The sequence below is a fragment of the Pseudomonas sp. SM4 genome (assembly GCF_051913165.1).
GTDB lineage: Bacteria > Pseudomonadota > Gammaproteobacteria > Pseudomonadales > Pseudomonadaceae > Aquipseudomonas.
The window spans coordinates 317,130-339,844 of record NZ_JBODOE010000007.1 but is presented as its reverse complement, the minus strand read 5'-3'; the positions used below and the strand labels follow the sequence as shown (position 1 = coordinate 339,844).

24 protein-coding genes are annotated in these 22,715 nt (G+C 60.4%); 23 read left to right on the top strand and 1 reads right to left on the bottom strand.

Going from position 1 to position 22,715, the window contains the following annotated elements:
- Positions 1–14 precede the first annotated feature (14 nt).
- From fliF to flhB, 17 genes are all read left to right on the top strand, one after another.
- On the top strand, positions 15–1,802 hold the full coding sequence (gene fliF / locus ACQ4MY_RS16005; protein ID WP_008077054.1) for a flagellar basal-body MS-ring/collar protein FliF: 1,788 nt from the start codon (positions 15–17) through the stop codon (positions 1,800–1,802).
- The gene (gene fliG / locus ACQ4MY_RS16000) at positions 1,795–2,814 is read left to right on the top strand and encodes a flagellar motor switch protein FliG (protein WP_007958288.1); all 1,020 of its coding nucleotides are present in this window, start codon (positions 1,795–1,797) and stop codon (positions 2,812–2,814) included. Before fliF ends, fliG begins: the two co-directional genes overlap by 8 nt.
- Before the next feature lie 4 nt (positions 2,815–2,818).
- Positions 2,819–3,625, top strand: coding sequence for a flagellar assembly protein FliH (fliH, locus tag ACQ4MY_RS15995; RefSeq protein WP_008077053.1), 807 nt, complete (start codon positions 2,819–2,821; stop codon positions 3,623–3,625).
- Positions 3,615–4,973: a flagellar protein export ATPase FliI gene (gene fliI / locus ACQ4MY_RS15990; protein WP_158831221.1), complete on the top strand. Its 1,359-nt coding sequence runs from the start codon at positions 3,615–3,617 to the stop codon at positions 4,971–4,973. Before fliH ends, fliI begins: the two co-directional genes overlap by 11 nt.
- 6 nt (positions 4,974–4,979) lie before the next feature.
- Positions 4,980–5,429, top strand: a complete 450-nt coding sequence (gene fliJ / locus ACQ4MY_RS15985; RefSeq protein ID WP_008077647.1) for a flagellar export protein FliJ — start codon at positions 4,980–4,982, stop codon at positions 5,427–5,429.
- Between the two features lie 154 nt (positions 5,430–5,583).
- Entirely contained in the window at positions 5,584–5,889 is a 306-nt protein-coding gene (locus ACQ4MY_RS15980) for an STAS domain-containing protein (protein WP_008077648.1), read from the top strand.
- Between the two features lie 5 nt (positions 5,890–5,894).
- On the top strand, positions 5,895–7,598 hold the full coding sequence (locus ACQ4MY_RS15975) for an ATP-binding SpoIIE family protein phosphatase (protein WP_440095799.1): 1,704 nt from the start codon (positions 5,895–5,897) through the stop codon (positions 7,596–7,598).
- A 31-nt stretch (positions 7,599–7,629) separates the two neighbouring features.
- Positions 7,630–7,977 (top strand): Hpt domain-containing protein, encoded by a 348-nt coding sequence (locus tag ACQ4MY_RS15970; RefSeq protein WP_440095781.1) that lies wholly within the window; start codon positions 7,630–7,632, stop codon positions 7,975–7,977.
- 105 nt (positions 7,978–8,082) lie between these two features.
- Positions 8,083–9,450 carry a flagellar hook-length control protein FliK gene (locus ACQ4MY_RS15965; protein WP_440095780.1) on the top strand — a complete coding sequence of 456 codons (1,368 nt, stop codon included), beginning with the start codon at positions 8,083–8,085 and terminating at the stop codon, positions 9,448–9,450.
- A 220-nt stretch (positions 9,451–9,670) separates the two neighbouring features.
- The gene (gene fliL / locus ACQ4MY_RS15960; RefSeq protein WP_008077652.1) at positions 9,671–10,174 is read left to right on the top strand and encodes a flagellar basal body-associated protein FliL; all 504 of its coding nucleotides are present in this window, start codon (positions 9,671–9,673) and stop codon (positions 10,172–10,174) included.
- 9 nt (positions 10,175–10,183) lie between these two features.
- On the top strand, positions 10,184–11,152 hold the full coding sequence (gene fliM / locus ACQ4MY_RS15955) for a flagellar motor switch protein FliM (protein WP_008077655.1): 969 nt from the start codon (positions 10,184–10,186) through the stop codon (positions 11,150–11,152).
- 56 nt (positions 11,153–11,208) lie between these two features.
- Complete coding sequence (fliN, locus tag ACQ4MY_RS15950) at positions 11,209–11,658, top strand: flagellar motor switch protein FliN (protein ID WP_008077656.1); 450 nt, start codon at positions 11,209–11,211, stop codon at positions 11,656–11,658.
- A complete protein-coding gene (fliO, locus tag ACQ4MY_RS15945; protein WP_440095779.1) occupies positions 11,659–12,120 on the top strand; it encodes a flagellar biosynthetic protein FliO in 462 nt (153 codons plus the stop codon).
- Entirely contained in the window at positions 12,120–12,878 is a 759-nt protein-coding gene (gene fliP / locus ACQ4MY_RS15940) for a flagellar type III secretion system pore protein FliP (protein ID WP_008077660.1), read from the top strand. The genes fliO and fliP overlap by 1 nt, the downstream gene beginning before the upstream one ends.
- Entirely contained in the window at positions 12,875–13,144 is a 270-nt protein-coding gene (gene fliQ / locus ACQ4MY_RS15935; protein WP_008077662.1) for a flagellar biosynthesis protein FliQ, read from the top strand. Before fliP ends, fliQ begins: the two co-directional genes overlap by 4 nt.
- A 3-nt stretch (positions 13,145–13,147) precedes the next feature.
- On the top strand, positions 13,148–13,933 hold the full coding sequence (gene fliR / locus ACQ4MY_RS15930; RefSeq protein ID WP_440095778.1) for a flagellar biosynthetic protein FliR: 786 nt from the start codon (positions 13,148–13,150) through the stop codon (positions 13,931–13,933).
- 3 nt (positions 13,934–13,936) lie between these two features.
- Positions 13,937–15,076, top strand: a complete 1,140-nt coding sequence (gene flhB / locus ACQ4MY_RS15925) for a flagellar biosynthesis protein FlhB (RefSeq protein WP_440095776.1) — start codon at positions 13,937–13,939, stop codon at positions 15,074–15,076.
- Between the two features lie 131 nt (positions 15,077–15,207).
- On the opposite strand, the gene ACQ4MY_RS15920 is transcribed toward flhB, so the two are convergent.
- Positions 15,208–15,564: a DUF6124 family protein gene (locus tag ACQ4MY_RS15920; protein WP_440095774.1), complete on the bottom strand. Its 357-nt coding sequence runs from the start codon at positions 15,562–15,564 to the stop codon at positions 15,208–15,210.
- 608 nt (positions 15,565–16,172) lie between these two features.
- Between ACQ4MY_RS15920 and flhA the strand changes: the two genes are divergently transcribed.
- The 6 genes from flhA to ACQ4MY_RS15890 all read left to right on the top strand — a co-directional run bounded on the left by flhA (position 16,173) and on the right by ACQ4MY_RS15890 (position 22,683).
- Positions 16,173–18,302 (top strand): flagellar biosynthesis protein FlhA, encoded by a 2,130-nt coding sequence (gene flhA / locus ACQ4MY_RS15915; protein WP_158831203.1) that lies wholly within the window; start codon positions 16,173–16,175, stop codon positions 18,300–18,302.
- Between the two features lie 11 nt (positions 18,303–18,313).
- Entirely contained in the window at positions 18,314–19,654 is a 1,341-nt protein-coding gene (gene flhF / locus ACQ4MY_RS15910) for a flagellar biosynthesis protein FlhF (protein WP_008077677.1), read from the top strand.
- Between the two features lie 116 nt (positions 19,655–19,770).
- Positions 19,771–20,601 (top strand): flagellar synthesis regulator FleN, encoded by an 831-nt coding sequence (gene fleN / locus ACQ4MY_RS15905; RefSeq protein WP_003222917.1) that lies wholly within the window; start codon positions 19,771–19,773, stop codon positions 20,599–20,601.
- Positions 20,598–21,338 carry an RNA polymerase sigma factor FliA gene (gene fliA, locus ACQ4MY_RS15900; RefSeq protein WP_007920004.1) on the top strand — a complete coding sequence of 247 codons (741 nt, stop codon included), beginning with the start codon at positions 20,598–20,600 and terminating at the stop codon, positions 21,336–21,338. The genes fleN and fliA overlap by 4 nt, the downstream gene beginning before the upstream one ends.
- Positions 21,339–21,504: 166 nt before the next feature.
- A complete protein-coding gene (locus ACQ4MY_RS15895) occupies positions 21,505–21,876 on the top strand; it encodes a chemotaxis response regulator CheY (RefSeq protein WP_024012118.1) in 372 nt (123 codons plus the stop codon).
- A gap of 18 nt (positions 21,877–21,894) precedes the next feature.
- A complete protein-coding gene (locus ACQ4MY_RS15890; RefSeq protein ID WP_008077686.1) occupies positions 21,895–22,683 on the top strand; it encodes a protein phosphatase CheZ in 789 nt (262 codons plus the stop codon).
- Positions 22,684–22,715 lie beyond the last annotated feature (32 nt).

The following is a 22,715-nucleotide window of genomic DNA, read 5'->3' as shown; positions in this document are numbered from 1 at the left end:
GACGAGATTGAGTCATGGCAGAAGCAGTCGCCGATAACGTTCCGGCCAAGGCCACCCCGATAGACGGCAAACCGCCGCTGTTCGGCCTGTCCTTCCTGGAAAACCTCTCCGAGATGACCATGCTGCGTCAGGTGGGCCTGTTGGTCGGCCTGGCTGCGAGCGTGGCGATTGGCTTTGCCGTGGTGCTGTGGTCGCAGCAGCCGGATTACCGTCCGTTGTACGGCAGCCTTGCCGGCATGGACGCCAAACAGGTCATGGACACCCTGGCCTCGGCCGACATCCCGTACACCGTTGAACCGAACTCCGGCGCCTTGCTGGTCAAGGCCGATGATCTGTCTCGCGCGCGCCTCAAGCTCGCGGCCGCTGGTGTCACTCCCAGCGATGGCAACATCGGTTTTGAAATCCTCGACAAGGAACAGGGGCTGGGCACCAGCCAGTTCATGGAAGCGACCCGTTACCGTCGCGGCCTCGAAGGCGAACTGGCGCGGACCATCTCCAGCCTGAACAACGTCAAGGGTGCCCGCGTGCATCTGGCGATTCCGAAGAGTTCGGTGTTCGTGCGTGACGAACGCAAGCCAAGCGCTTCGGTGCTGGTCGAACTGTACAGCGGTCGTTCGCTGGAGCCGGGTCAGGTCGTTGCCATTATCAACCTGGTGGCAACCTCCGTTCCCGAGTTGAGCAAATCGCAGATCACCGTCGTCGACCAGAAGGGCAACCTGCTCTCTGATCAGGCGGAAAACTCCGAAATGACCATGGCCGGCAAGCAGTTCGATTACAGCCGTCGCATGGAAAGCATGCTCACCCAGCGCGTGCACAACATTCTGCAGCCGGTACTGGGCAACGATCGCTACAAGGCTGAAGTGTCGGCCGATGTCGATTTCAGTGCCGTCGAGTCGACCGCCGAGCAGTTCAACCCGGATCAACCGGCGTTGCGCAGCGAGCAGTCGGTCAACGAACAACGCACCGCCAGCAATGGCCCGCAAGGTGTGCCGGGTGCCCTGAGCAACCAGCCGCCATCGCCAGCCTCGGCGCCGCAAACCACCGGTGGCGCAGCTGCGCCGGCGAGCATGGTGCAGCCAGGTCAGCCATTGGTTGACGCCAACGGCCAGCAGATCATGGACCCGGCCACCGGCCAGCCAATGCTCGCGCCGTACCCGGCAGACAAGCGTTCACAATCGACCAAGAACTTCGAACTCGACCGTTCGATCAGCCACACCAAACAGCAGCAGGGTCGCCTGAATCGTCTGTCGGTGTCGGTTGTTGTCGACGATCAGGTCAAGGTCAACGCCGCCAACGGCGAAACCACCCGTGCGCCGTGGAGCGCCGACGAATTGGCGCGCTTCACGCGCCTGGTGCAGGACGCCGTCGGTTTCGACGCCAGCCGTGGTGACAGCGTGAGCGTGATCAACATGCCGTTCTCCGCCGAGCGCGGTGAAGTGATCGCCGATATTCCGTTCTACTCCCAGCCATGGTTCTGGGACATCGTCAAACAAGTGCTGGGTGTGTTGTTCATCCTCGTGCTGGTGTTTGGTGTGCTGCGTCCGGTGCTCAACAACATCACCGGCGGTGGCAAAGGCAAGGAGCTGGCCGGTCTTGGCGGCGACGTGGAACTCGGTGGCATGGGCGGCCTGGACGGCGAACTTTCCAACGACCGCGTAAGCCTCGGTGGTCCTCAGAGCATTCTGTTGCCGAGCCCGAGCGAGGGTTATGACGCGCAGCTGAATGCAATCAAGAGTCTGGTGGCAGAAGATCCGGGTCGCGTGGCCCAGGTCGTGAAAGAGTGGATTAACGCAGATGAGTGATAACCGAGCCGCTGTCGCTAAACTGTCCCGGGTCGATAAAGCGGCGATTCTGCTGCTGTCCCTGGGCTCGACCGATGCTGCGCAAGTGTTGCGCCACATGGGCCCGAAAGAGGTTCAGCGTGTGGGTGTGGCGATGGCGCAGATGGGCAACGTCCATCGCGAGCAAGTCGAACAGGTCATGAGCGAGTTCGTCGACATCGTCGGCGACCAGACCAGCCTGGGCGTCGGTTCCGACGACTACGTGCGCAAAATGCTCACCCAGGCCCTGGGTGAAGACAAGGCCAACGGCCTGATCGACCGCATCCTGCTCGGTGGCAACACCAGTGGCCTCGACAGCCTGAAATGGATGGAGCCGCGCGCCGTTGCCGACGTGATCCGTTACGAACACCCGCAGATCCAGGCGATCGTGGTGGCGTACCTTGATCCGGATCAGGCCGGTGAGGTGCTCGGCAACTTCGACCATAAAGTGCGTCTGGACATCATCCTGCGCGTGTCGTCGTTGAACACCGTGCAACCGGCAGCACTGAAAGAACTCAACCAGATTCTCGAGAAGCAGTTCTCCGGCAACTCGAATGCCTCGCGCACCACCCTGGGTGGCATCAAGCGTGCGGCGGACATCATGAACTTCCTCGACAGCTCGATCGAAGGCCAGCTCATGGACTCGATCCGCGAAGTCGACGAAGACCTGTCCGGTCAGATCGAAGACCTCATGTTCGTGTTCAACAACCTCGCCGATGTCGACGACCGTGGCATTCAGGCGCTGTTGCGCGAAGTGTCTTCCGACGTGCTGGTGCTGGCCCTCAAGGGTTCGGACGAAGGCGTCAAAGAGAAGATCTTCAAGAACATGTCCAAGCGAGCCGCCGAACTGTTGCGCGACGATCTCGAGGCCAAAGGCCCGGTGCGCGTCAGCGACGTCGAAACCGCGCAGAAAGAAATCCTCACCATTGCCCGTCGTATGGCCGAAGCCGGCGAAATCGTACTCGGCGGCAAGGGTGGCGAGGAAATGATCTAAGCCCATGGACAAGCACGACGACGATGTGACGGATCTGATCCGTGCCCGCGATGTTCGCGGATTTGAATCCTGGGCGATGCCCAGCTTCGATCCGCCGAAACCTGAGCCGGAGCCTGAGCCGGAACCCGAGCCGCCGGAAATGGAAGAAGTGCCGCTGGACGAAGTCCAGCCACTGACCCTGGAAGAACTCGAAAGCATCCGTCAGGAGGCTTACAACGAGGGCTTCGCCATTGGTGAAAAAGAAGGTTTTCACAGCACCACGCTGAAGGTCCGTCAGGAAGCCGAAGTGGCTTTGGCAGCGAAAGTCGCCAGCCTTGAGCAACTGATGGGCCACCTGTTCGAACCGATTGCCGAGCAAGACACGCAGATCGAAAAGTCGCTGGTCGACCTCGTGCAACACATCGCCAAACAGGTGATCAAGCGCGAACTGGCGATCGATTCGACGCAGATCGAGCAGGTCATGCGCGATGCGCTCAAGCTGTTGCCGCTGGGCGTGGAAAACGTGCGCCTGTACGTCAATCCGCAGGATTTCGCCCAGGTCAAAGCCCTGCGCGAGCGCCATGAAGAAACCTGGCGCATCGTCGAGGACGACACGCTGTTGCCCGGCGGTTGCCGGGTAGAAACCGAGCACAGTCGCATCGATGCCAGCATCGAGTCGCGCGTCAGTCAGGTCATGGCCAAGCTGTTCGATCAGTTGCACGAGCAGGCCTTGCACCCGGCCGCAGCGGACCTGAGCCTGGATATTCCCGAAGACGCCAAGCCGGTCGTCGACGCTGACGAGCCGCTCGCGGACACCCCCGATGCGCCTTGAACGCACCAGCTTCGCCAAGCGCCTGAGCACCTATGCCGAGGCCACCGAGATTGCCGGTGCGCCGATCCTTGAAGGCCGCCTGCTGCGCATGGTCGGCCTGACGCTCGAAGCCGAAGGCCTGCGCGCTGCCATGGGCACCCGCTGCATGGTGATCAATGACGACAGCTACCACCCCTCCCAGGTGGAAGCGGAAGTCATGGGGTTCTCCGGCAATAAAGTCTTCTTGATGCCCGTCGGCAGCGTTGCCGGTATCGCCCCCGGCGCCCGCGTGGTGCCGCTGGCTGATGCCGGTCGCTTGCCGATGGGCATGAGCATGCTCGGTCGTGTGCTCGATGGCGCCGGTCGTGCGCTGGACGGCAAGGGCGGCATGAAAGCCGAAGACTGGGTGCCGATGGACGGCCCGACGATCAACCCGCTCAACCGTGACCCGATCAGCGTGCCGCTGGATGTCGGCATCCGTTGCATCAACGGTTTGTTGACGGTCGGTCGCGGCCAGCGTCTCGGTCTGTTCGCCGGTACCGGCGTCGGTAAATCCGTGCTGCTGGGCATGATGACCCGCTTTACCGAGGCCGACATCATCGTCGTTGGCCTGATCGGTGAGCGGGGTCGAGAAGTTAAAGAATTCATCGAGCACATCCTCGGTGAAGAAGGCCTCAAGCGCTCCGTGGTCGTCGCCTCGCCAGCGGACGATGCGCCACTGATGCGTTTGCGTGCCGCGATGTATTGCACGCGCATCGCCGAGTATTTCCGCGACAAGGGCAAGAACGTCCTGTTGCTGATGGATTCGCTGACCCGTTTCGCTCAGGCCCAGCGGGAAATCGCCCTGGCCATCGGCGAGCCGCCGGCGACCAAGGGTTATCCGCCGTCGGTGTTCGCCAAGTTGCCGAAACTGGTGGAGCGCGCGGGTAACGCGGAGAAGGGCGGTGGTTCGATCACCGCGTTCTACACCGTACTGTCCGAAGGCGACGATCAGCAGGACCCGATTGCCGACTCGGCGCGCGGCGTACTCGACGGCCACATTGTGCTGTCGCGGCGTCTGGCCGAAGAAGGGCACTACCCGGCCATCGACATCGAGGCGTCGATCAGCCGGGTGATGCCGTCGGTGGTCGGCATCAAGCACATGAACCATGCGCAGATGTTCAAGCAATACTGGTCGCGTTATCAGCAGAGTCGCGACCTGATCAGCGTCGGTGCTTATGTGGCCGGTGGTGACCGCGAAACCGACACTGCGATCAGCTTGCAGCCGTCGATGTCGCTGTACTTGCGTCAGGGCTTGAACGACAACATCAACATGGGGGCCAGTGAAAATCACTTGGCCTCGATCTTCGCTCCGGCGCCCGGCGGTTAACCGGCCATGGCCCTTAGTCGAGCCGCGCGTCTGGTGCCGGTGGTGGACATGGCCGAGAAGGCCGAGAAAGCCGCCGTGCAACGCCTGGGGTATTTCCAGGGCCAGGTGAAAGTGGCCGAAAGCAAACTCGCCGACCTCAACGCCTTTCGTCTGGATTACTCGCAGCAATGGATCGTGCGCGGCAGCACCGGCGTGACCGGGCAATGGCTGCTCGGCTTCCAGGGCTTTCTGGCGCAACTCGACACCGCCGTTGATCAGCAGCGCCAGAGCCTGGTCTGGCACCAGAACAATCTGGAAAAGGCGCGTGATGCCTGGCAACAGGCGTTTGCCCGGGTCGAAGGGTTGCGCAAGCTAGTGCAGCGTTACCGCGACGAGGCGCAGCGGGCCGAGGACAAGCGTGAGCAGAAGCTGCTGGACGAGTTGTCCCAGCGCTTGCCTCGGCAGAATCCGTACTGAAGATCAACAGATCGCAGCCTTCGGTAGCTCCTGCAGGGGATCAGTGTAGGGGGTGCCGAAGGGTGCGATCTTTTGATCTTGCTTCCAACCTTGCCCCATCCCCTGCCAAGTGCTAAACCTTGTACACGTTCGTCAATGACAAGGAAGCCAGTCAATGTCAGTCGTTACAGATCTTTCTCCAGATGGTCAAAAACTGACTATCTCAGTCAAGGGGCGATTTGATTTCGGTCGTCACCAGGAGTTTCGCGAGTCCTACGAGCGTCTCGATCAGAAACCCGAGTCCATCGTGGTCGACCTCAAAGAAGCCACCTACCTCGACAGCTCGGCCTTGGGCATGCTGCTCCTGCTGCGTGATCACGCCGGCGGCGACGAGTCCGACGTGCGGGTCGTCAACAGCAACTCCGACGTGCGCAAAATCCTCGCCATCTCCAATTTCGACAAACTCTTCGACATCAGTTGACCAGCATGCAGGCGCAAGAGCCGCTGACCATTCTGATCGCCGAAGACAGTGCCGCCGACCGCTTGCTGCTGTCGACCATCGTCCGTCGTCAGGGGCATGAAGTGCTGACGGCGGCCAACGGTGCCGAAGCGGTCGAGGTGTTCCGCCGTCAGCAGCCCAGCCTGGTGTTGATGGACGCCATGATGCCAGTGATGGACGGCTTCGAAGCGGCGCGGCAGATCAAGGCGCTGGCAGGGGAAACCCTCGTGCCGATTATCTTCCTGACCTCGTTGACGGAAAGCGAAGCGCTGGCGCGTTGCCTTGAGGCAGGTGGTGACGATTTTCTGGCGAAGCCCTACAACCAAGTGATTCTCGCCGCCAAAATCAAGGCGATGGATCGCTTGCGACGTCTGCAAGCTACCGTGCTGCAACAACGCGACCTGATTGCCAAACATCACGACTACCTTCTCAACGAACAGCGCGTCGCCAAAGCGGTGTTCGACAAGGTGGCGCATGCCGGCTGCCTGAGTGCGCCAAACATCCGATATCTGCAATCGCCCTACGCGCTGTTCAACGGCGACCTGTTGCTGGCGGCCTATACGCCAGCGGGCGACATGCACGTCATGCTCGGCGACTTCACCGGCCACGGTTTGCCGGCAGCGGTGGGCGCGATGCCCTTGGCCGAAGTCTTCTATGGCATGACCGCCAAGGGCTATGGCCTGGCCGAAACCCTGCGCGAAATGAACGCCAAGCTCAAACGCATCCTGCCCGTGGACATGTTCTGTTGCGCGACGCTGCTGTGCCTGAGTTTTCAGCGGCGCTCGGTGGAAGTGTGGAATGGCGGCATGCCTGACAGCTACTTGCACCGAATCGCCACGGGCGAGCGCGAACCGTTGGCGGCGCGCCATTTGCCGTTGGGCGTGCTCAGTCCACAGGCATTCGATGACCGCACTGAAGTGCATTCGATGGCGGTTGGCGATCGGGTTTTCGTGTTGTCCGACGGGGTCATTGATACCAGCGATGCCAACGATCAGTTGTTCGGTGTCGAGCGTCTGCAGCGAGTGTTCGCCGCCAACCGTGAGCCTGATCGGTTGTTCGAGGACATCGAGCAGGCGCTACGGGATTTTCGCGGTGAGGCGCGCGACGATGTGAGCATGGTCGAGGTCAGTTTGCTTGAGCTGGCACAGGTCAATCCGTCGGCGCCGGTGTATTCCGACAGCGGTCAATCCTGTCCGCTGGACTGGTCGGTGAGCTTCGAGTTTCGCGGGGCTACACTCAAGCGTTTCAATCCATTGCCATACCTGTTGCAGTTGCTGTTGGAGGTGCATGGTTTGCGCGGGCAGAGCGGCGCGTTGTACAGCGTGCTCGCCGAGCTCTACTCCAACGCGCTGGAGCATGGCGTGCTGGGTCTGGATTCCAGTCTCAAGCGCGATGCTGCCGGTTTTGCCCTTTATTATCAGCAGCGCAATCAGCGGCTCGATGCCTTGCAGGAGGGTTTTGTGCGCGTGCATCTGCAGGTGAGGCCTGTGAACAACGGCGGATGCCTGCTGATCCGGGTCGAAGACAGTGGCAAGGGCTTTGATGTGGCGCGGGTGATGGAGCGGCCATTGGACGACGTCCGTCTGTCGGGGCGCGGTGTCAGCCTGATCCGGCAATTGGGGCATAACGCCAGGTGGTCGGACGAAGGTCGTAGTGCTTGCGTGGAGTTTTTCTGGGAGGTTCAGGCATAATCCGCGCAATTCTTGATCAAGGAGTGAGCAAGTGACTGACCAACATGTGGATCGCGAGGCGCTGAGCGTACTGCGCGAAGTCATGGAGGACGGGTATCCGGAGTTGCTGGATACCTTTCTGACCGATTCCGAAAGTCGCTTGGTTGAGCTGCGCAAGACTGCGGACGCCAAGGTCTTGTCGGAGGTTGCCCATAGTTTCAAGGGCAGCGCCAGCAACATGGGCGCTGTGCGCCTGGCGGAACTCTGTCAGACGCTGGAGTCAGAAGCCAAAGATAAAAGCCCCTCGGAAATTGCCATGCTGGTGGCGGATATCAGCAATGAGTTTGCTGATGTGCGCCCTGTCTACGAAGACGAGCGACAGCACGCACTCGCGCATTGAACACGCCGCCCGGCGCTTTTCTCGGGTGTCGGGCAAAACTGGCCCGGCACTTGCAGATATCTCCCTCAACTGTACCTACGATCCCAGTGCAGCGGAGACCGTGTTATGCCTGCGACCCCCAATATTCTTCTTCAGACCGCCGCCCAGGCCAAGGCGCAAGCAGCCTCTGCCAAATCGTCGGCATTGGCCGCAGACCCCGGCGACAAGGCCTCAAGCTTCGCAAAAGTGTTCGCCGATCAAGGGCCGAACAAGCCTGCCGCGAGCACTGACAATTCGCTGAAACCGGCGCGCGACAAGGTCGCTGACACCAGCGGCAAAAAAGACCTCGGCAAAGATCAGTCTGCCGCCGCGAACCCGGCGGTTGCCGATAGCGGCAAAGCGTTGCCTGCCGACAAACCGGTTGCCGCCGATGACAAGGCTGCCAGCGACGACGACAGCGCCGACACCCCGCAGACGCCGGTAGCCGATACCACGCCTGTCGACCCGGCGCTGGACCCGGCGTTGGCAGAAGTCGTGCAGCCCCTGGTGACTGCGCCTGTCGCGCAACCGCCAGTGGTTGAGACGCCGACGCCGGCGAAAGTCGAAACACCGGCCGTGGCGGTATTGCCGGCGGTGGTCAAAGACCCGGCGGCCAGTACCGACAGCGATTTCGATCCTGAGGCCGACCCGCTTGATGCCTTGCCGGCCGTGCGCATGGCGATGGAGCAGGGCGGGCATATTTCCGCCGCCAGTCAAGCGCAACCGAAAGCCTCGCCAGCGCAGGCCCAGGCTGACGGCGAATTGACCACCGCACAAAACTTCGCTGCCGGCATGGCCAGCATGCTCGACGTGCAGGCCGACAAGGACAGCACCAGTCAGGGCGGCGAAAAAGCCTTCAGCGGGCTGATCGATGACGGTCTGAAAGACCTCAAGTCCGCCACCAGCGACACCCGTGTCGATGACTTCGCCAACCGTCTGGCGGCGCTGACGCAAGCGGCCACGCCCAAAACCGCCAACGCGGTGCCGGTGAACCAGCCAATTGCCATGCACCAGAGCGGCTGGACTGAAGAAGTGGTCAACCGCGTCATGTACCTGTCGAGCGCCAATCTGAAGGCGGCGGACATTCAGTTGCAACCGGCGGAGCTGGGGCGTCTGGATATTCGCGTGAACATGGTCCCGGACCAGCAGACCCAGGTGACGTTCATGAGCGCGCACCCGAGTGTGCGCGAAGCGCTCGACGGGCAGATGCATCGACTGCGTGAAATGTTCACCCAGCAGGGCATGGGCCAGGTCGACGTCAACGTGGCTGATCAGGGACGTGGCTGGCAGGGGCAGGGTCAGGAACAGGCGCAGCAGGGCCAGAGTGGCCGCACCAGCGCCGCCGGTGGTCGTCTGGATTCGGCGGACGAAGAGTTGACGCCCGCAGCGGTGGCTGAGTCTGTTGCCCAGACCACTAGCGTCATCGGCACCAGCGCGGTTGACTATTACGCCTGACACACCGCTGTACCTTGTGGGAGCTGGCTTGCCAGCGATGGCGGCGGCACATTCGAAATCAATGTGTCAGACAAATCGCTATCGCTGGCAAGCCAGCTCCCACATGGTGTTGCATCAGTCGACAGATACCTCTCGTCAATCCCTTTGACACTTCTGGCATAACACTTGCTCTTGCCTTGCCGTGCGACTGTGAAAACCCGATTAGTGACGGATTATTGGCATGGCGAAGAGCGATACAGCAGCAGTGAAAGACCCCGCAACCAAAGGCAAACTCAAGCTGATCATTGTGATCGTGCTGGCGTTGCTGTTGGCCATTGGTGCTTCCGTGGGGGCGACCTGGTTCTTCATGCACAGCGCCCAGAGCAAGCCTGCCGAGGCCGCCGATGCTGCGCCGGTCGGCAAGCAGCCCGCGATCTTCGAGCCCATGGCCCCGGCGTTCGTGGCCAACTACAACCAGAACGGCCGTCAGCGCTACATGCAGGTGAGCATCACCATGCTGGGCCGCAATCAGGCTGATCTGGAAGCGCTCAAAGTGCACATGCCAGTGATCCGCAATAACCTGGTGATGCTCTTCTCCGGTCAGGATTTCGCCACCTTGGCGACGCCGGTCGGGCAAGAGATGTTGCGCCAGAAGGCCACAGCCAGCGTCCAGGAAGTGGCGCAGAAAGAGCTGGGCAAAGTGGTGATCGAACAGTTGCTTTTCACTAATTTCGTACTGCAGTAGGAACACGACATGGCCGTGCAGGATCTGCTGTCCCAGGATGAAATCGATGCGCTGTTGCATGGCGTCGACGATGGTCTGGTACAGACCGATAACGCTGCCGAACCCGGCAGTGTCAAAAGCTACGACCTGACCAGCCAGGATCGCATCGTCCGCGGACGCATGCCGACTCTGGAAATGATCAACGAGCGTTTTGCCCGATACACCCGCATCAGCATGTTCAACATGCTGCGCCGCTCGGCGGACGTTGCCGTCGGTGGCGTCCAGGTGATGAAGTTCGGCGAATACGTGCACTCGCTGTACGTGCCGACCAGCCTCAACCTGGTCAAGATCAAACCGTTGCGCGGCACTGCGCTGTTCATCCTCGACGCCAAACTGGTGTTCAAGCTGGTGGACAACTTCTTCGGCGGCGACGGCCGTCACGCGAAGATCGAAGGGCGTGAATTCACCCCGACCGAACTGCGTGTGGTGCGCATGGTGCTGGAGCAGGCTTTCATCGATTTGAAAGAAGCCTGGCAAGCGATCATGGAAGTCAATTTCGAGTACATCAACTCGGAAGTGAACCCGGCGATGGCCAACATCGTCGGCCCGAGCGAGGCCATCGTGGTGTCGACTTTCCACATCGAACTCGACGGCGGTGGCGGCGATCTCCACGTGACCATGCCGTATTCGATGATCGAGCCGGTGCGTGAAATGCTCGACGCCGGTTTCCAGTCGGACCTCGACGATCAGGACGAACGCTGGGTCAACGCCCTGCGCCAGGACGTGCTCGACGTCGACGTGCCGATCGGTGCCACCGTGGCGCGTCGCCAGTTGAAACTGCGCGACATCCTGCACATGCAGCCGGGGGACGTGATCCCGGTCGAGATGCCGGAAGACATGATCATGCGCGCCAACGGCGTGCCGGCCTTCAAGGTCAAGATGGGCTCGCACAAAGGCAACCTCGCGTTGCAAGTGATCGAGCCGATCGAGCGTCGCTGAAGCGGCGCCACACCCCCTTTTGCATTAACTGAATTGTTGCCCGCCGAGGACACATGATGAACGACGATATGAACGCCCAGGACGATCAGGCACTGGCCGATGAATGGGCTGCTGCCCTGGAAGAAACCGGTGATGGTCAAGCTGACATCGACGCACTGCTGGCGGCTGACGCCTCGAGCGGCTCGCGTCTGCCGATGGAAGAGTTCGGCAGCGTGCCGAAGAACAACGATCCGGTCACCCTGGACGGTCCGAACCTGGACGTGATCCTCGACATCCCGGTGTCGATCTCGATGGAAGTCGGCAGCACCGACATCAACATCCGCAACCTGCTGCAACTCAACCAGGGTTCGGTGATCGAGCTGGACCGTCTGGCCGGTGAACCGCTGGACGTGTTGGTCAACGGCACACTGATCGCGCATGGCGAAGTGGTGGTGGTCAACGAAAAGTTCGGCATCCGCCTGACTGACGTGATCAGCCCAAGCGAACGCATCAAGAAGCTGCGCTGAGTGAAACGGTTTCTGTGGGCACTGCTGGCAATGCCGTTGAGCGCGCTGGCCGCTGAGCCAGTCGTCAACAACGCTGCGGGTGCCGCAGCCACCGTTGCTGCGCCCGTGGTCAGCAGCGGCGTGGCCGGGCAATTGACGCAATTGGTGTTCGGTCTGCTGCTGGTGCTCGGCCTGATCTTCTTGCTCGCCTGGCTGTTGCGCCGGGTGCAGCAGGCAGGTCCGGCGGGCAAAGGCCAGGTGATCGAGTTGATCGGTTCGCGCGCGCTCGGCCCGCGTGACCGCTTGATGCTGGTACAGGTCGGCAACGAGCAGATTCTGCTCGGCTTGAGCCCTGGCACTATCACTGCGCTGCATGTACTCAAGGAACCGGTGCCGGTCCCCGCGACCAGCGAGAAAGCCACCCCGGAGTTTGCTCAGCATCTGTTGAAGATGCTCGGCAAGGATCAGAAGGATAAGAAGTAATGGGTGCGCTACGCATCGTCTTGACGCTGGCCCTGTTGCTGGCCGCGCCGCTGGCGTTCGCCGCCGATCCGTTGTCGATCCCGGCGATCACGCTGGGCACCAACGCCGACGGCGCGCAGGAATATTCAGTCAGCCTGCAGATTCTGCTGATCATGACTGCGCTGAGCTTCATCCCGGCGTTCGTCATGCTGATGACCAGTTTCACCCGGATCATCATCGTCTTCTCGATCCTGCGTCAGGCCCTCGGTCTGCAGCAGACGCCGTCGAACCAGATCCTCACCGGCATGGCGTTGTTCCTGACCATGTTCATCATGGCGCCGGTGTTCGATCGGGTGAACAACGATGCGTTGCAGCCGTACCTGGCGGAAAAACTCACCGCGCAGCAAGCGGTGGAAAAGGCCCAGGTGCCGATCAAGGATTTCATGCTCGCGCAAACCCGCAGCAGTGATCTGGAGTTGTTCATGCGCCTGTCCAAGCGTACGGACATTGCCACGCCGGATCAGGCGCCGCTGACGATTCTGGTCCCGGCGTTCGTCACGTCCGAGCTGAAAACCGCGTTCCAGATCGGCTTCATGATCTTCATTCCGTTCCTGATCATCGACCTCGTGGTGGCGAGTGTGCTGATGGCGATGGGTATGATGATGCTCTCGCCGCTGATCATTTCGCTGCCGTTCAAAATCATGCTGTTCGTGCTGGTGGATGGCTGGGCGCTGATTATCGGCACGCTGGCGAGTAGCTTCGGCGGTGTCTCGCCATGACCCCGGAAGTTGCGGTCGACATCTTCCGTGAAGCGTTGTGGCTGACCACCATGATGGTAGCGGTGCTGGTGATTCCAAGCCTGCTGGTCGGCCTGCTGGTGGCGATGTTTCAGGCCGCGACGCAGATCAACGAACAGACCCTGAGCTTCCTCCCGCGTCTGCTGGTGATGCTGGTGACCCTGATTGTCGCCGGCCCGTGGCTGGTGCAGACCTTCATGGAATACATCATCCAGCTCTACCACAACATTCCGATGGTTATCGGCTAAGCCATGCAATCGCTGCTGCAGTTGACCGACACCCAGATCAGTACCTGGGTGGCGACGTTCATGTTGCCGTTGTTTCGCATCGGCGCGGTGTTGATGGTCATGCCGGTGTTCGGCACGACGCTGGTGCCGAAACGCATTCGCCTGTATTTCGCCCTGGCCATCACCGTGGTGATTTCGCCGAACCTGCCAGCGATGCCGCCGGTCAATGCGCTCGACCTCAGCGGCTTGTTGCTGATCGCCGAGCAGATTCTGATTGGCGCGATTCTCGGGTTTTCCCTGCAGTTGTTCTTCCAGGCCTTTGTGGTGGCCGGGCAAATCGTCGCAATCCAGATGGGCATGGGTTTCGCCTCGATGGTTGACCCCACCAACGGCGTGTCCGTGGCGGTGATCGGGCAATTCTTTACCATGCTGGTGACGTTGCTGTTCCTGTCGATGAACGGCCATCTGGTGGTTTTCGAAGTCCTCACTGAAAGCTTCACCACGTTGCCGGTCGGCAGCGGTTTGATGACCGCGCACTACTGGGAACTGGCCGGCAAACTTGGCTGGGTGCTGGGTGCCGCACTGTTGCTGGTGTTGCCGGCGATCACCGCGCTGCTGGTGGTCAACATTGCCTTCGGCGTGATGACCCGGGCCGCGCCGCAACTGAACATTTTCTCCATCGGTTTCCCGCTGACCCTGGTGCTTGGCCTGTTTATCGTCTGGGTCGGTCTGGCGGACATCCTCAATCAGTATCAACCGCTGGCCGCTGAGGCCTTGCAGTTTTTACGCGAACTGGCACGGGCGCGCTGAGTCATGGCTGAGAGCGAAAGCGGTCAGGACAAAACAGAAGACCCCACGGAGAAACGTAAAAAGGACTCCCGTGAGAAGGGTGAGATTGCCCGTTCCAAAGAGCTCAACACCCTCGCGGTGATGCTCGCCGGCGCCGGCGGCCTGCTGATCTTTGGTGGCATGCTCGCGCAGGACCTGATGGAACTGATGCGCATGAACTTCACGCTGACGCGCGAAGTGATCATGGACGAGCGCTCCATGGGCGCGTTTTTGCTCAACTCGGGAAAGATCGCGCTGGTGGCGATTCAGCCGGTGATGATCACCCTGTTGCTGGCGGCGTTGCTCGGCCCGATCGCGTTGGGTGGCTGGTTGTTTGCCGCCGGTTCCATGGCGCCGAAGTTCAGCCGGATGAACCCGGGTGCCGGCCTCAAGCGCATGTTTTCGATGAAAGCGATTGTCGAGCTGCTCAAGGCGCTGGCGAAGTTTTTTATCGTGCTGGCGGTGGCGTTGGTGGTGTTGTCTTCGGACGTCGACGACTTGCTGCGCATCGCCCATGAGCCGCTGGATCAGGCGATCATTCACAGCGTCTTGCTGGTCGGCTGGAGTACGTTGTGGATGGCCTGCGGGTTGATCCTGATCGCTGCAGTGGACGTGCCCGTGCAGCTTTGGGAGAGCATGAAAAAGCTCAAAATGACCAAGCAGGAAGTGCGCGACGAGCACAAGGATCAAGAGGGCAAGCCGGAGGTCAAGCAGCGCATTCGTCAACTGCAGCGCGAGATGTCGCAGCGACGAATGATGGCGGCGGTGCCCGACGCCGACGTGGTCATCACCAACCCGACGCACTACGCCGTGGCGCTCAAATACGACGCCGAAAAGGGTGGTGCGCCGCTGCTGTTGGCCAAGGGTAACGACTTCCTTGCGCTGAAAATTCGCGAAATCGCCGTGGCCAACAACGTCATGCTCCTGGAGTCGCCAGCGCTGGCGCGGTCGATCTACTACTCCACCGAGCTGGATGAAGAAATTCCGGGTGGCCTGTATCTGGCGGTTGCCCAGGTGTTGGCCTACGTCTACCAGATCCGCCAATACCGCGCCGGCAAGGGCAAGCGTCCGGACCCGCTTAAGGACGACCTGCCGATTCCGCCGGACCTGCGTCGCGACTCCTGATTCGCATCAACATCAAAAGATCGCAGCCTTCGGCAGCTCCTACATGGATCGCATTCCACCGGTAGGAGCTGCCGAAGGCTGCGATCTTTTGATCGTTCCCACGCTGAGCGGGGGAACGATCTGAGCTCGACCTAATTCGGCAGTTCGAGATTATCCAGCGCCCGATTTACCGCCAGTTCCCCGAGCATGATCAGTTGCGCAATGCCCAGTAGCGTCCTGCGTTGTGATGCAGGTATGAGGTTGGCGAAGTCGTTGGCGATGGTTCTGGCTGAGGCGAGGGTTTCGCAGGCGTTGGCCAGCAGCTCCTCGCTTTTGATGTCCGAAACCACGGCGTACATCGTGCTGGGTTTGCGTGGCGGTCGGGTGCTGCCGGGGCAGAGGTAGTGATCGAGGGCGCGGTCGGCGGCTTCGTGGAGTTTTTTTGAATCGAGGGATTCGTAGGGGGAGGTGGGGTCGGATTCTGGCGGGTTTGGTGTTGGTTTTATCATCGGTGAAGCCTCTAGAGTAGTGAAGCTGCCACCGTTCGCTGCTAACGAAGGAGGTGGCGGCTGTACGCGGGTTAGCAGACCAGGACTCTAGAACCCGGCGCACCGAAGTGCCCCACGCAAAGCCGCCATTACGGCAACAGGCTTTGTGCGTCTAGAGAAAAACCCGGGCTGCTAAACCCGATCACTGAATGATCAGCGACCGACCCACAATAGAACCCGCTTCCAAGGCGCACAAGCCGGCGGATTCTGGCGTAGCTGTAGGCAAAGGCGCAAGGATGTGTAGCCTGCGAGACGTGTCATGAGGTGTCTTTTAAACACCTGAGTTTAAAAGTCGACTTTTGCTGACTTCACCGGCCCTTCCCGAGCAGGCTCACTTCCTGATTTGGAATGCGATCCCCTGTAGGAGTGAGCCTGCTCGCGATAGCGGTCTGTCTGGTTTGAATGTATTGACTGGAAAATCCTCATCGCGAGCAGGCTCACTCCTACATTGTCGCGTTCACCTCCCTCTCTGTTTCAATCAATCGCAAAAGTTGGAAGGCTTCTTGCAATAGCCGCCGTGCGCCTGCGTTGGGCGTCAAAAGTTTGCTTTAAAGGAACGGGGAAAACCGGTGGATCGCTCTCAGTTATTCAACACAGCACGCACAAACGTTGCCGATTTAAGTCGGGGCAATCTGGGCGTGCCGTTGCTGTTGCTGGTGATGCTGGCGATGATGATGTTGCCGGTGCCGCCGTTCCTGCTGGACGTGTTCTTCACCTTCAACATCGCCCTGTCGATCGTCGTCCTGCTGGTCTGCGTCTACGCGCTGCGGCCTCTGGATTTCGCGGTGTTCCCGACCATTCTGCTGGTCGCGACCCTGTTGCGGCTGGCGTTGAACGTGGCCTCCACGCGGGTGGTCATGCTCCACGGTCAGGACGGCCATGCCGCTGCCGGTAAGGTGATTCAGGCCTTCGGTGAGGTGGTGATCGGCGGTAACTACGTGGTCGGTATCGTGGTGTTTGCGATCCTGATGATCATCAACTTCGTCGTGGTGACCAAGGGTGCCGGGCGGATTTCCGAGGTGAGCGCGCGCTTCACCCTCGATGCGATGCCCGGCAAACAAATGGCGATCGACGCCGACCTCAACGCCGGTCTGATCGACCAGAACCAGGCCAAATTGCGCCGTCAGGAAGTCGCCCAAGAGGCCGAGTTCTACGGTTCGATGGACGGTGCCAGCAAGTTCGTCCGTGGTGACGCCATTGCCGGCCTGCTGATTCTGTTCATCAACCTCATCGGCGGCATGGCCGTCGGTATCTTCCAGCACAACATGAGCTTCGGCGATGCTGGCCGGGTTTACGCCTTGCTGACCATCGGTGACGGTTTAGTGGCGCAATTGCCATCACTGTTGTTATCGACAGCTGCCGCGATCATGGTGACCCGTGCTTCCGGCTCGGAAGACATGGGCAAACAGATCAATCGCCAGATGTTCGCCTCGCCGAAAGCACTGGCGGTGGCCGCAGGTTTGATGGCGGTCATGGGCCTGGTGCCGGGCATGCCGCACTTCTCGTTCCTGAGCATGGCTGCGCTGGCTGCCGGTGGCGCCTATCTGTTCTGGAAGAAGCAAAACATCGTCAAGGTGCAGGCCCTGCAAGAGGTCAAGCGTCAACAAGAGCTGCTGCCGTCGCCGGCCCGCGCCATGGAAACCAAGGAACTGGGCTGGGATGACGTGACCCCGATCGACATGATCGGCCTGGAAGTCGGTTATCGCCTGATCCCGCTGGTGGATCGCAATCAGGGTGGGCAACTGCTCGCGCGGATCAAGGGCGTGCGCAAAAAGCTCTCGCAGGATCTGGGCTTCCTGATGCCGACCGTACACATCCGCGACAACCTCGACCTGGCACCGAGCGCCTATCGCCTGACCCTGATGGGCGTGATCCTCGCCGAAGCCGAGATTTACCCGGATCGCGAACTGGCGATCAACCCCGGCCAGGTCTACGGCACGCTCAACGGGATCAACGCCAAAGATCCGGCTTTCGGCCTGGAAGCGGTGTGGATCGAAATCAGCCAGCGTGCGCAGGCGCAATCGCTCGGTTACACCGTGGTCGATGCCAGCACCGTGGTTGCGACCCACTTGAACCAGATTCTGTACAAGCACTCCAGTGAGCTGATCGGCCACGAAGAAGTGCAGCAACTCATGCAATTGCTGGCCAAAAGCTCGCCGAAACTGGCTGAAGAGCTGGTGCCGGGTGTGGTCTCGCTGTCGCAACTGCTCAAAGTGCTGCAAGCGCTGCTGGCCGAGCACGTGCCGGTGCGCGACATTCGCAGCATCGCCGAAGCCATCGCCAACAACGCCGCCAAGAGTCAAGATACCGCCGCGTTGGTCGCTGCTGTGCGGGTCGGCGTATCGCGCGCCATCGTCCAAAGCATTGTAGGCACTGAGTCCGAGCTGCCTGTGATCACCTTGGAACCAAGGTTGGAACAAATATTGCTCAATAGTCTGCAGAAGGCAGGACAAGGCTCGGAAGAGGGCGTTCTGCTGGAGCCAAGCATGGCCGAGAAGCTGCAGCGTTCGCTCATCGAAGCGGCGCAGCGTCAGGAAATGCAAGGTCAGCCGGTGATCCTGTTGGTAGCAGGCCCGGTGCGCGCGATGCTCTCGCGCTTTGGCCGCCTGGCAGTCCCTGGACTGCACGTGCTGGCCTACCAGGAAATACCGGACAACAAGCAAGTGACCATCGTTGCGACAGTAGGGCCCAACGGCTGAGGTAGTGGTTTATGCAAGTTAAGCGTTTCTTTGCCGCCGATATGCGTCAGGCCATGAAGCTGGTTCGTGATGAGCTGGGCGCTGATGCCGCCATCATTGGCAATCGTCGCATTGCCGGCGGTGTCGAGCTGACGGCGGCACTGGATTACAAATTGTCGGCGCTGGCACCACGGGTTCCGAACATGGAACTCGAAGACGAGCTGCGCAAGACCCAGTCGCGCATCGTCACCGCCCAGGCCGAGTTAAGCCTGCGTGGCGAAGCCGACGGCAACAGCAATCGGCAGATTTTCGCCGGCCTGCCGTTGACCGCTGGCCTGCCGCTGACCGCCGCTGAGCCGCTGAGCGAGCCGACGTACGCCGCTCCGGCGCGTCCAGCCCCGGCGCCTGCGCAGTCCTCCGGCGGCGTCGATCCACGCGCACTGGATTCGATGCGTTTTGAATTGAACAGCCTGCGCGAGCTGATGGAAGTTCAGCTCGGCACCCTGGCCTGGAATCAGCTGCAGGGCAGCCGTCCGGCGCAAGCCAACCTGTATCGTCGTCTGCAACGCATCGGTCTTTCCGGGCCGTTGTCGCGCGATCTGCTGGCGATGATCACCGATATCGAAGAGCCGCGTCAGGCCTGGCGCATGTTGCTCGCGCACCTGGCGCGGATGATTGCCGTGCCGGAAGTCGAGCCGCTGGAAGAGGGCGGGGTGATCGCCATGGTCGGCCCTGCCGGCATGGGCAAGACCACCACGCTGGCCAAGCTCGCCGCACGTTACGTGCTCAAGTACGGCGCGCAGAATGTCGCGCTGGTGAGCATGGACAGTTTCCGCATCGGTGCGCAGGAACAACTGAAGACCTTGGGGCGCATTCTCAATGTGCCGGTGACTCACGTCGATCCGGGCCAATCGCTGGTGCAAGCGCTGGATCCACTGCTGCGCAAACGCGTGGTATTGATCGATACTGCCGGCCTGCAAGCCAGCGATCCGGCCCTGCGCATGCAGCTCGAAAGTCTGGCCGGTCGAGGCATTCGTTCAAAAAATTATCTGGTCTTGGCAACCACCAGCCAGAAACAGGTTCTAACCGCCGCTTATCACAGTTACAAGCGTTGCGGGCTCGCCGGGTGCATCCTGACTAAACTGGATGAAACGGCCAGCCTTGGCGAAGTGTTGAGCCTGGCGATCAGTCATGAATTGCCGGTCGCGTACCTGACCGATGGCCCACGGATTCCGGATGATCTGCATCTGCCGCGCCGTCATCAACTGGTCAGCCGCGCCGTCAGCGTGCAAATGCAGGAAGAACCCAGCGAAGAAGCCATGGCCGACATGTTCGCTGATATCTATCACAGCCCCACCAAGCAGGTAGGCTGAGGTATTCATGAACAGTTTTTGTACCTACATCGATGGTCTGCCATGCATTGTTCCGGTTGTGAACGCGCAGCCAGTAATGTGGCCTCCGTCTATGCAAGACAAGGTAAAGAAATAACATGGGCAGCATGCATCCCGTACAGGTGATCGCGGTGACCGGCGGCAAAGGTGGCGTCGGCAAGACTAACGTGTCAGTGAACTTGTCCCTGGCGCTGGCAGAGCTTGGCCGTCGGGTCATGTTGCTGGACGCCGACCTGGGTCTGGCGAACGTCGACGTTCTGCTGGGGCTCACGCCCAAACGCACGCTGGCTGACGTTATCGAAGGCCGCTGTGAGCTGCGCGACGTTCTGTTGCAAGGCCCCGGCGGGATTCGCATCGTGCCGGCCGCGTCCGGCACCCAGAGCATGGTCCACCTGAGCCCGGCACAACACGCTGGCCTGATTCAGGCGTTCAGCGACATCGGCGACAATCTCGACGTACTGGTGATCGACACCGCTGCGGGTATTGGTGACTCGGTAGTCAGTTTTGTTCGCGCAGCCCAAGAAGTGTTGCTGGTGGTGTGCGACGAGCCGACCTCGATCACCGACGCCTACGCGCTGATCAAACTGCTCAACCGCGATTACGGCATGAACCGCTTCCGCGTATTGGCCAACATGGCGCAGAGCCCGCAAGAAGGCCGCAACCTGTTCGCCAAGTTGACCAAGGTCACGGATCGCTTCCTTGACGTCGCTCTACAATACGTCGGCGCCGTGCCTTACGACGAAAGCGTGCGTAAGGCCGTGCAGAAACAGCGTGCCGTCTATGAAGCCTTCCCGCGTTCCAAGTGCGCGCTGGCGTTCAAGGCGATCGCGCAGAAGGTCGATACCTGGCCGCTGCCCGCCAACCCGCGTGGCCACCTTGAATTTTTCGTCGAGCGCCTCGTGCAGCAAACGGCAGGGCCAGTGCTATGACCGCCAGCGGTATGAATTACTACAAGAAGTCGGCACGTGATGCGCAGTACGAGTTGATCGAGCGTTACGCGCCACTGGTAAAGCGCATTGCCTATCACTTGCTGGCACGGTTGCCGGCGAGTGTGCAGGTCGAAGACTTGATCCAGGCCGGGATGATCGGCCTGCTTGAAGTCTCGACCAAATATGACGCCAGCAAAGGCGCCAGTTTCGAAACGTACGCGGGCATCCGAATCCGCGGCGCAATGCTCGACGAAGTGCGCAAAGGAGACTGGGCGCCACGCTCGGTTCACCGCAATACCCGTATGGTCAGCGACGCAATTCGCTCAATTGAAGCTAAAACCGGCCGTGACGCTAAAGATCACGAGGTTGCAGCCGAACTCCAATTGAGTCTCGACGATTACTACGGGATTTTGAATGACACCTTGGGCAGCCGCCTCTTCAGTTTCGACGACCTGTTGCAGGACGGCGAACACGAAGGGCTGCACGAGGATGGCGCGAGTGCTCATCTTGAGCCGTCACGCGATCTGGAAGATGAACGCTTCCAGGCGGCGCTGGCGGACGCGATTGCCAATTTGCCGGAGCGTGAGCGACTGGTGTTGGCGCTGTACTACGACGAAGAGCTGAACCTCAAGGAGATCGGTGAAGTCCTTGGCGTCAGTGAATCGCGGGTCAGCCAGTTACACAGCCAGTGCGCGGCCCGCTTGCGGGGGCGTTTGGGGGAGTGGCGAGCGCGCTGAAGGCAGTGTGGGGACACTGCGAACGAGGCTGGTGGGGTGATGAACGGCACCGGTCTTGCTCTGTTGTGCTCCAGACAGTCTTCGAGTGCTGCGCCGATTGATTGAAGTGGCGCGTCCAGGTGCTGGGCGCGTTTAAGACTGCTTGGAGGTCGAATTGAACAAAGACATGAAAATCCTCATCGTTGATGACTTCTCAACGATGCGGCGGATCATCAAGAACCTGCTGCGCGATCTTGGGTTCACCAATACCGTCGAGGCCGACGATGGCACTACCGCCATTCCGGTGCTCAACAGCGGAAGCATCGACTTTCTGGTAACAGACTGGAACATGCCGGGCATGACCGGTATCGACCTGCTGCGCCACGTGCGTGCCGATGAAAAACTCAAGCATCTGCCCGTTCTCATGGTGACCGCTGAAGCCAAGCGCGAGCAGATCATTGAAGCCGCTCAGGCCGGTGTAAACGGCTACGTAGTCAAACCTTTCACGGCTCAGGCGTTGAAAGACAAAATCGAGAAGATTTTCGAACGCATCGGCTGATGAACGCGCGGGGGAGCTATGGAGCATAACGAATCTTCACAGGGCGATTTCGAGTCGACCCTGAAAAAACACGCGGTCGAACTGGTCGAGAGCCTTGAAAAAGGCAGGTTCGGCGACGCTGTGCAACTGATCCATGAGCTCAATCAGACCCGTGACCGTGGCCTGTATCAGGAAGTCGGCAAGCTCACACGTGAACTGCACAGTGCGATCGTCAACTTCCAGATCGATCCGAACATGCCGCAGGCCGAGGAAGTGTCGCAAATCACCGACGCCACCGAACGCCTGGGCTATGTGGTCAAGCTGACAGAGGCCGCGGCCAACCGCACCATGGATCTGGTGGAAAGCGCCACGCCGGTGGTCAACAGCCTGGCCGATGAAGCCCAGGCCTTGAGCACCGATTGGGGTCGCTTCATGCGTCGCGAAGTCGGGGCTGAAGAGTTCCGCGAGCTGGCGCGCCGGGTCGACGGTTTTCTGTCGCGCAGCAGCACGGACAACCGTGCGGTGTCGAGCAATCTCAACGACATCCTGCTGGCCCAGGATTACCAGGACCTGACCGGTCAGGTGATCAAGCGCGTGACCCAACTGGTCACCGAAGTCGAAAGCAATTTGCTCAAACTCGTGCTCATGGCCAGTCAGGTCGACCGCTTTGCGGGCATCGAACATGACCGCGCCGCGATGCTTGCAGAAAAAGATCCACAAAAACATCTCTCGCAGGGTGAAGGTCCGCAGATTCATGCCGATAAACGAGAAGACGTTGTGTCCGGTCAGGACGATGTGGACGATTTGTTATCCAGCCTCGGGTTCTAGAGTTTTGGAATTTTAGGTTTTTTGGGTTTTTA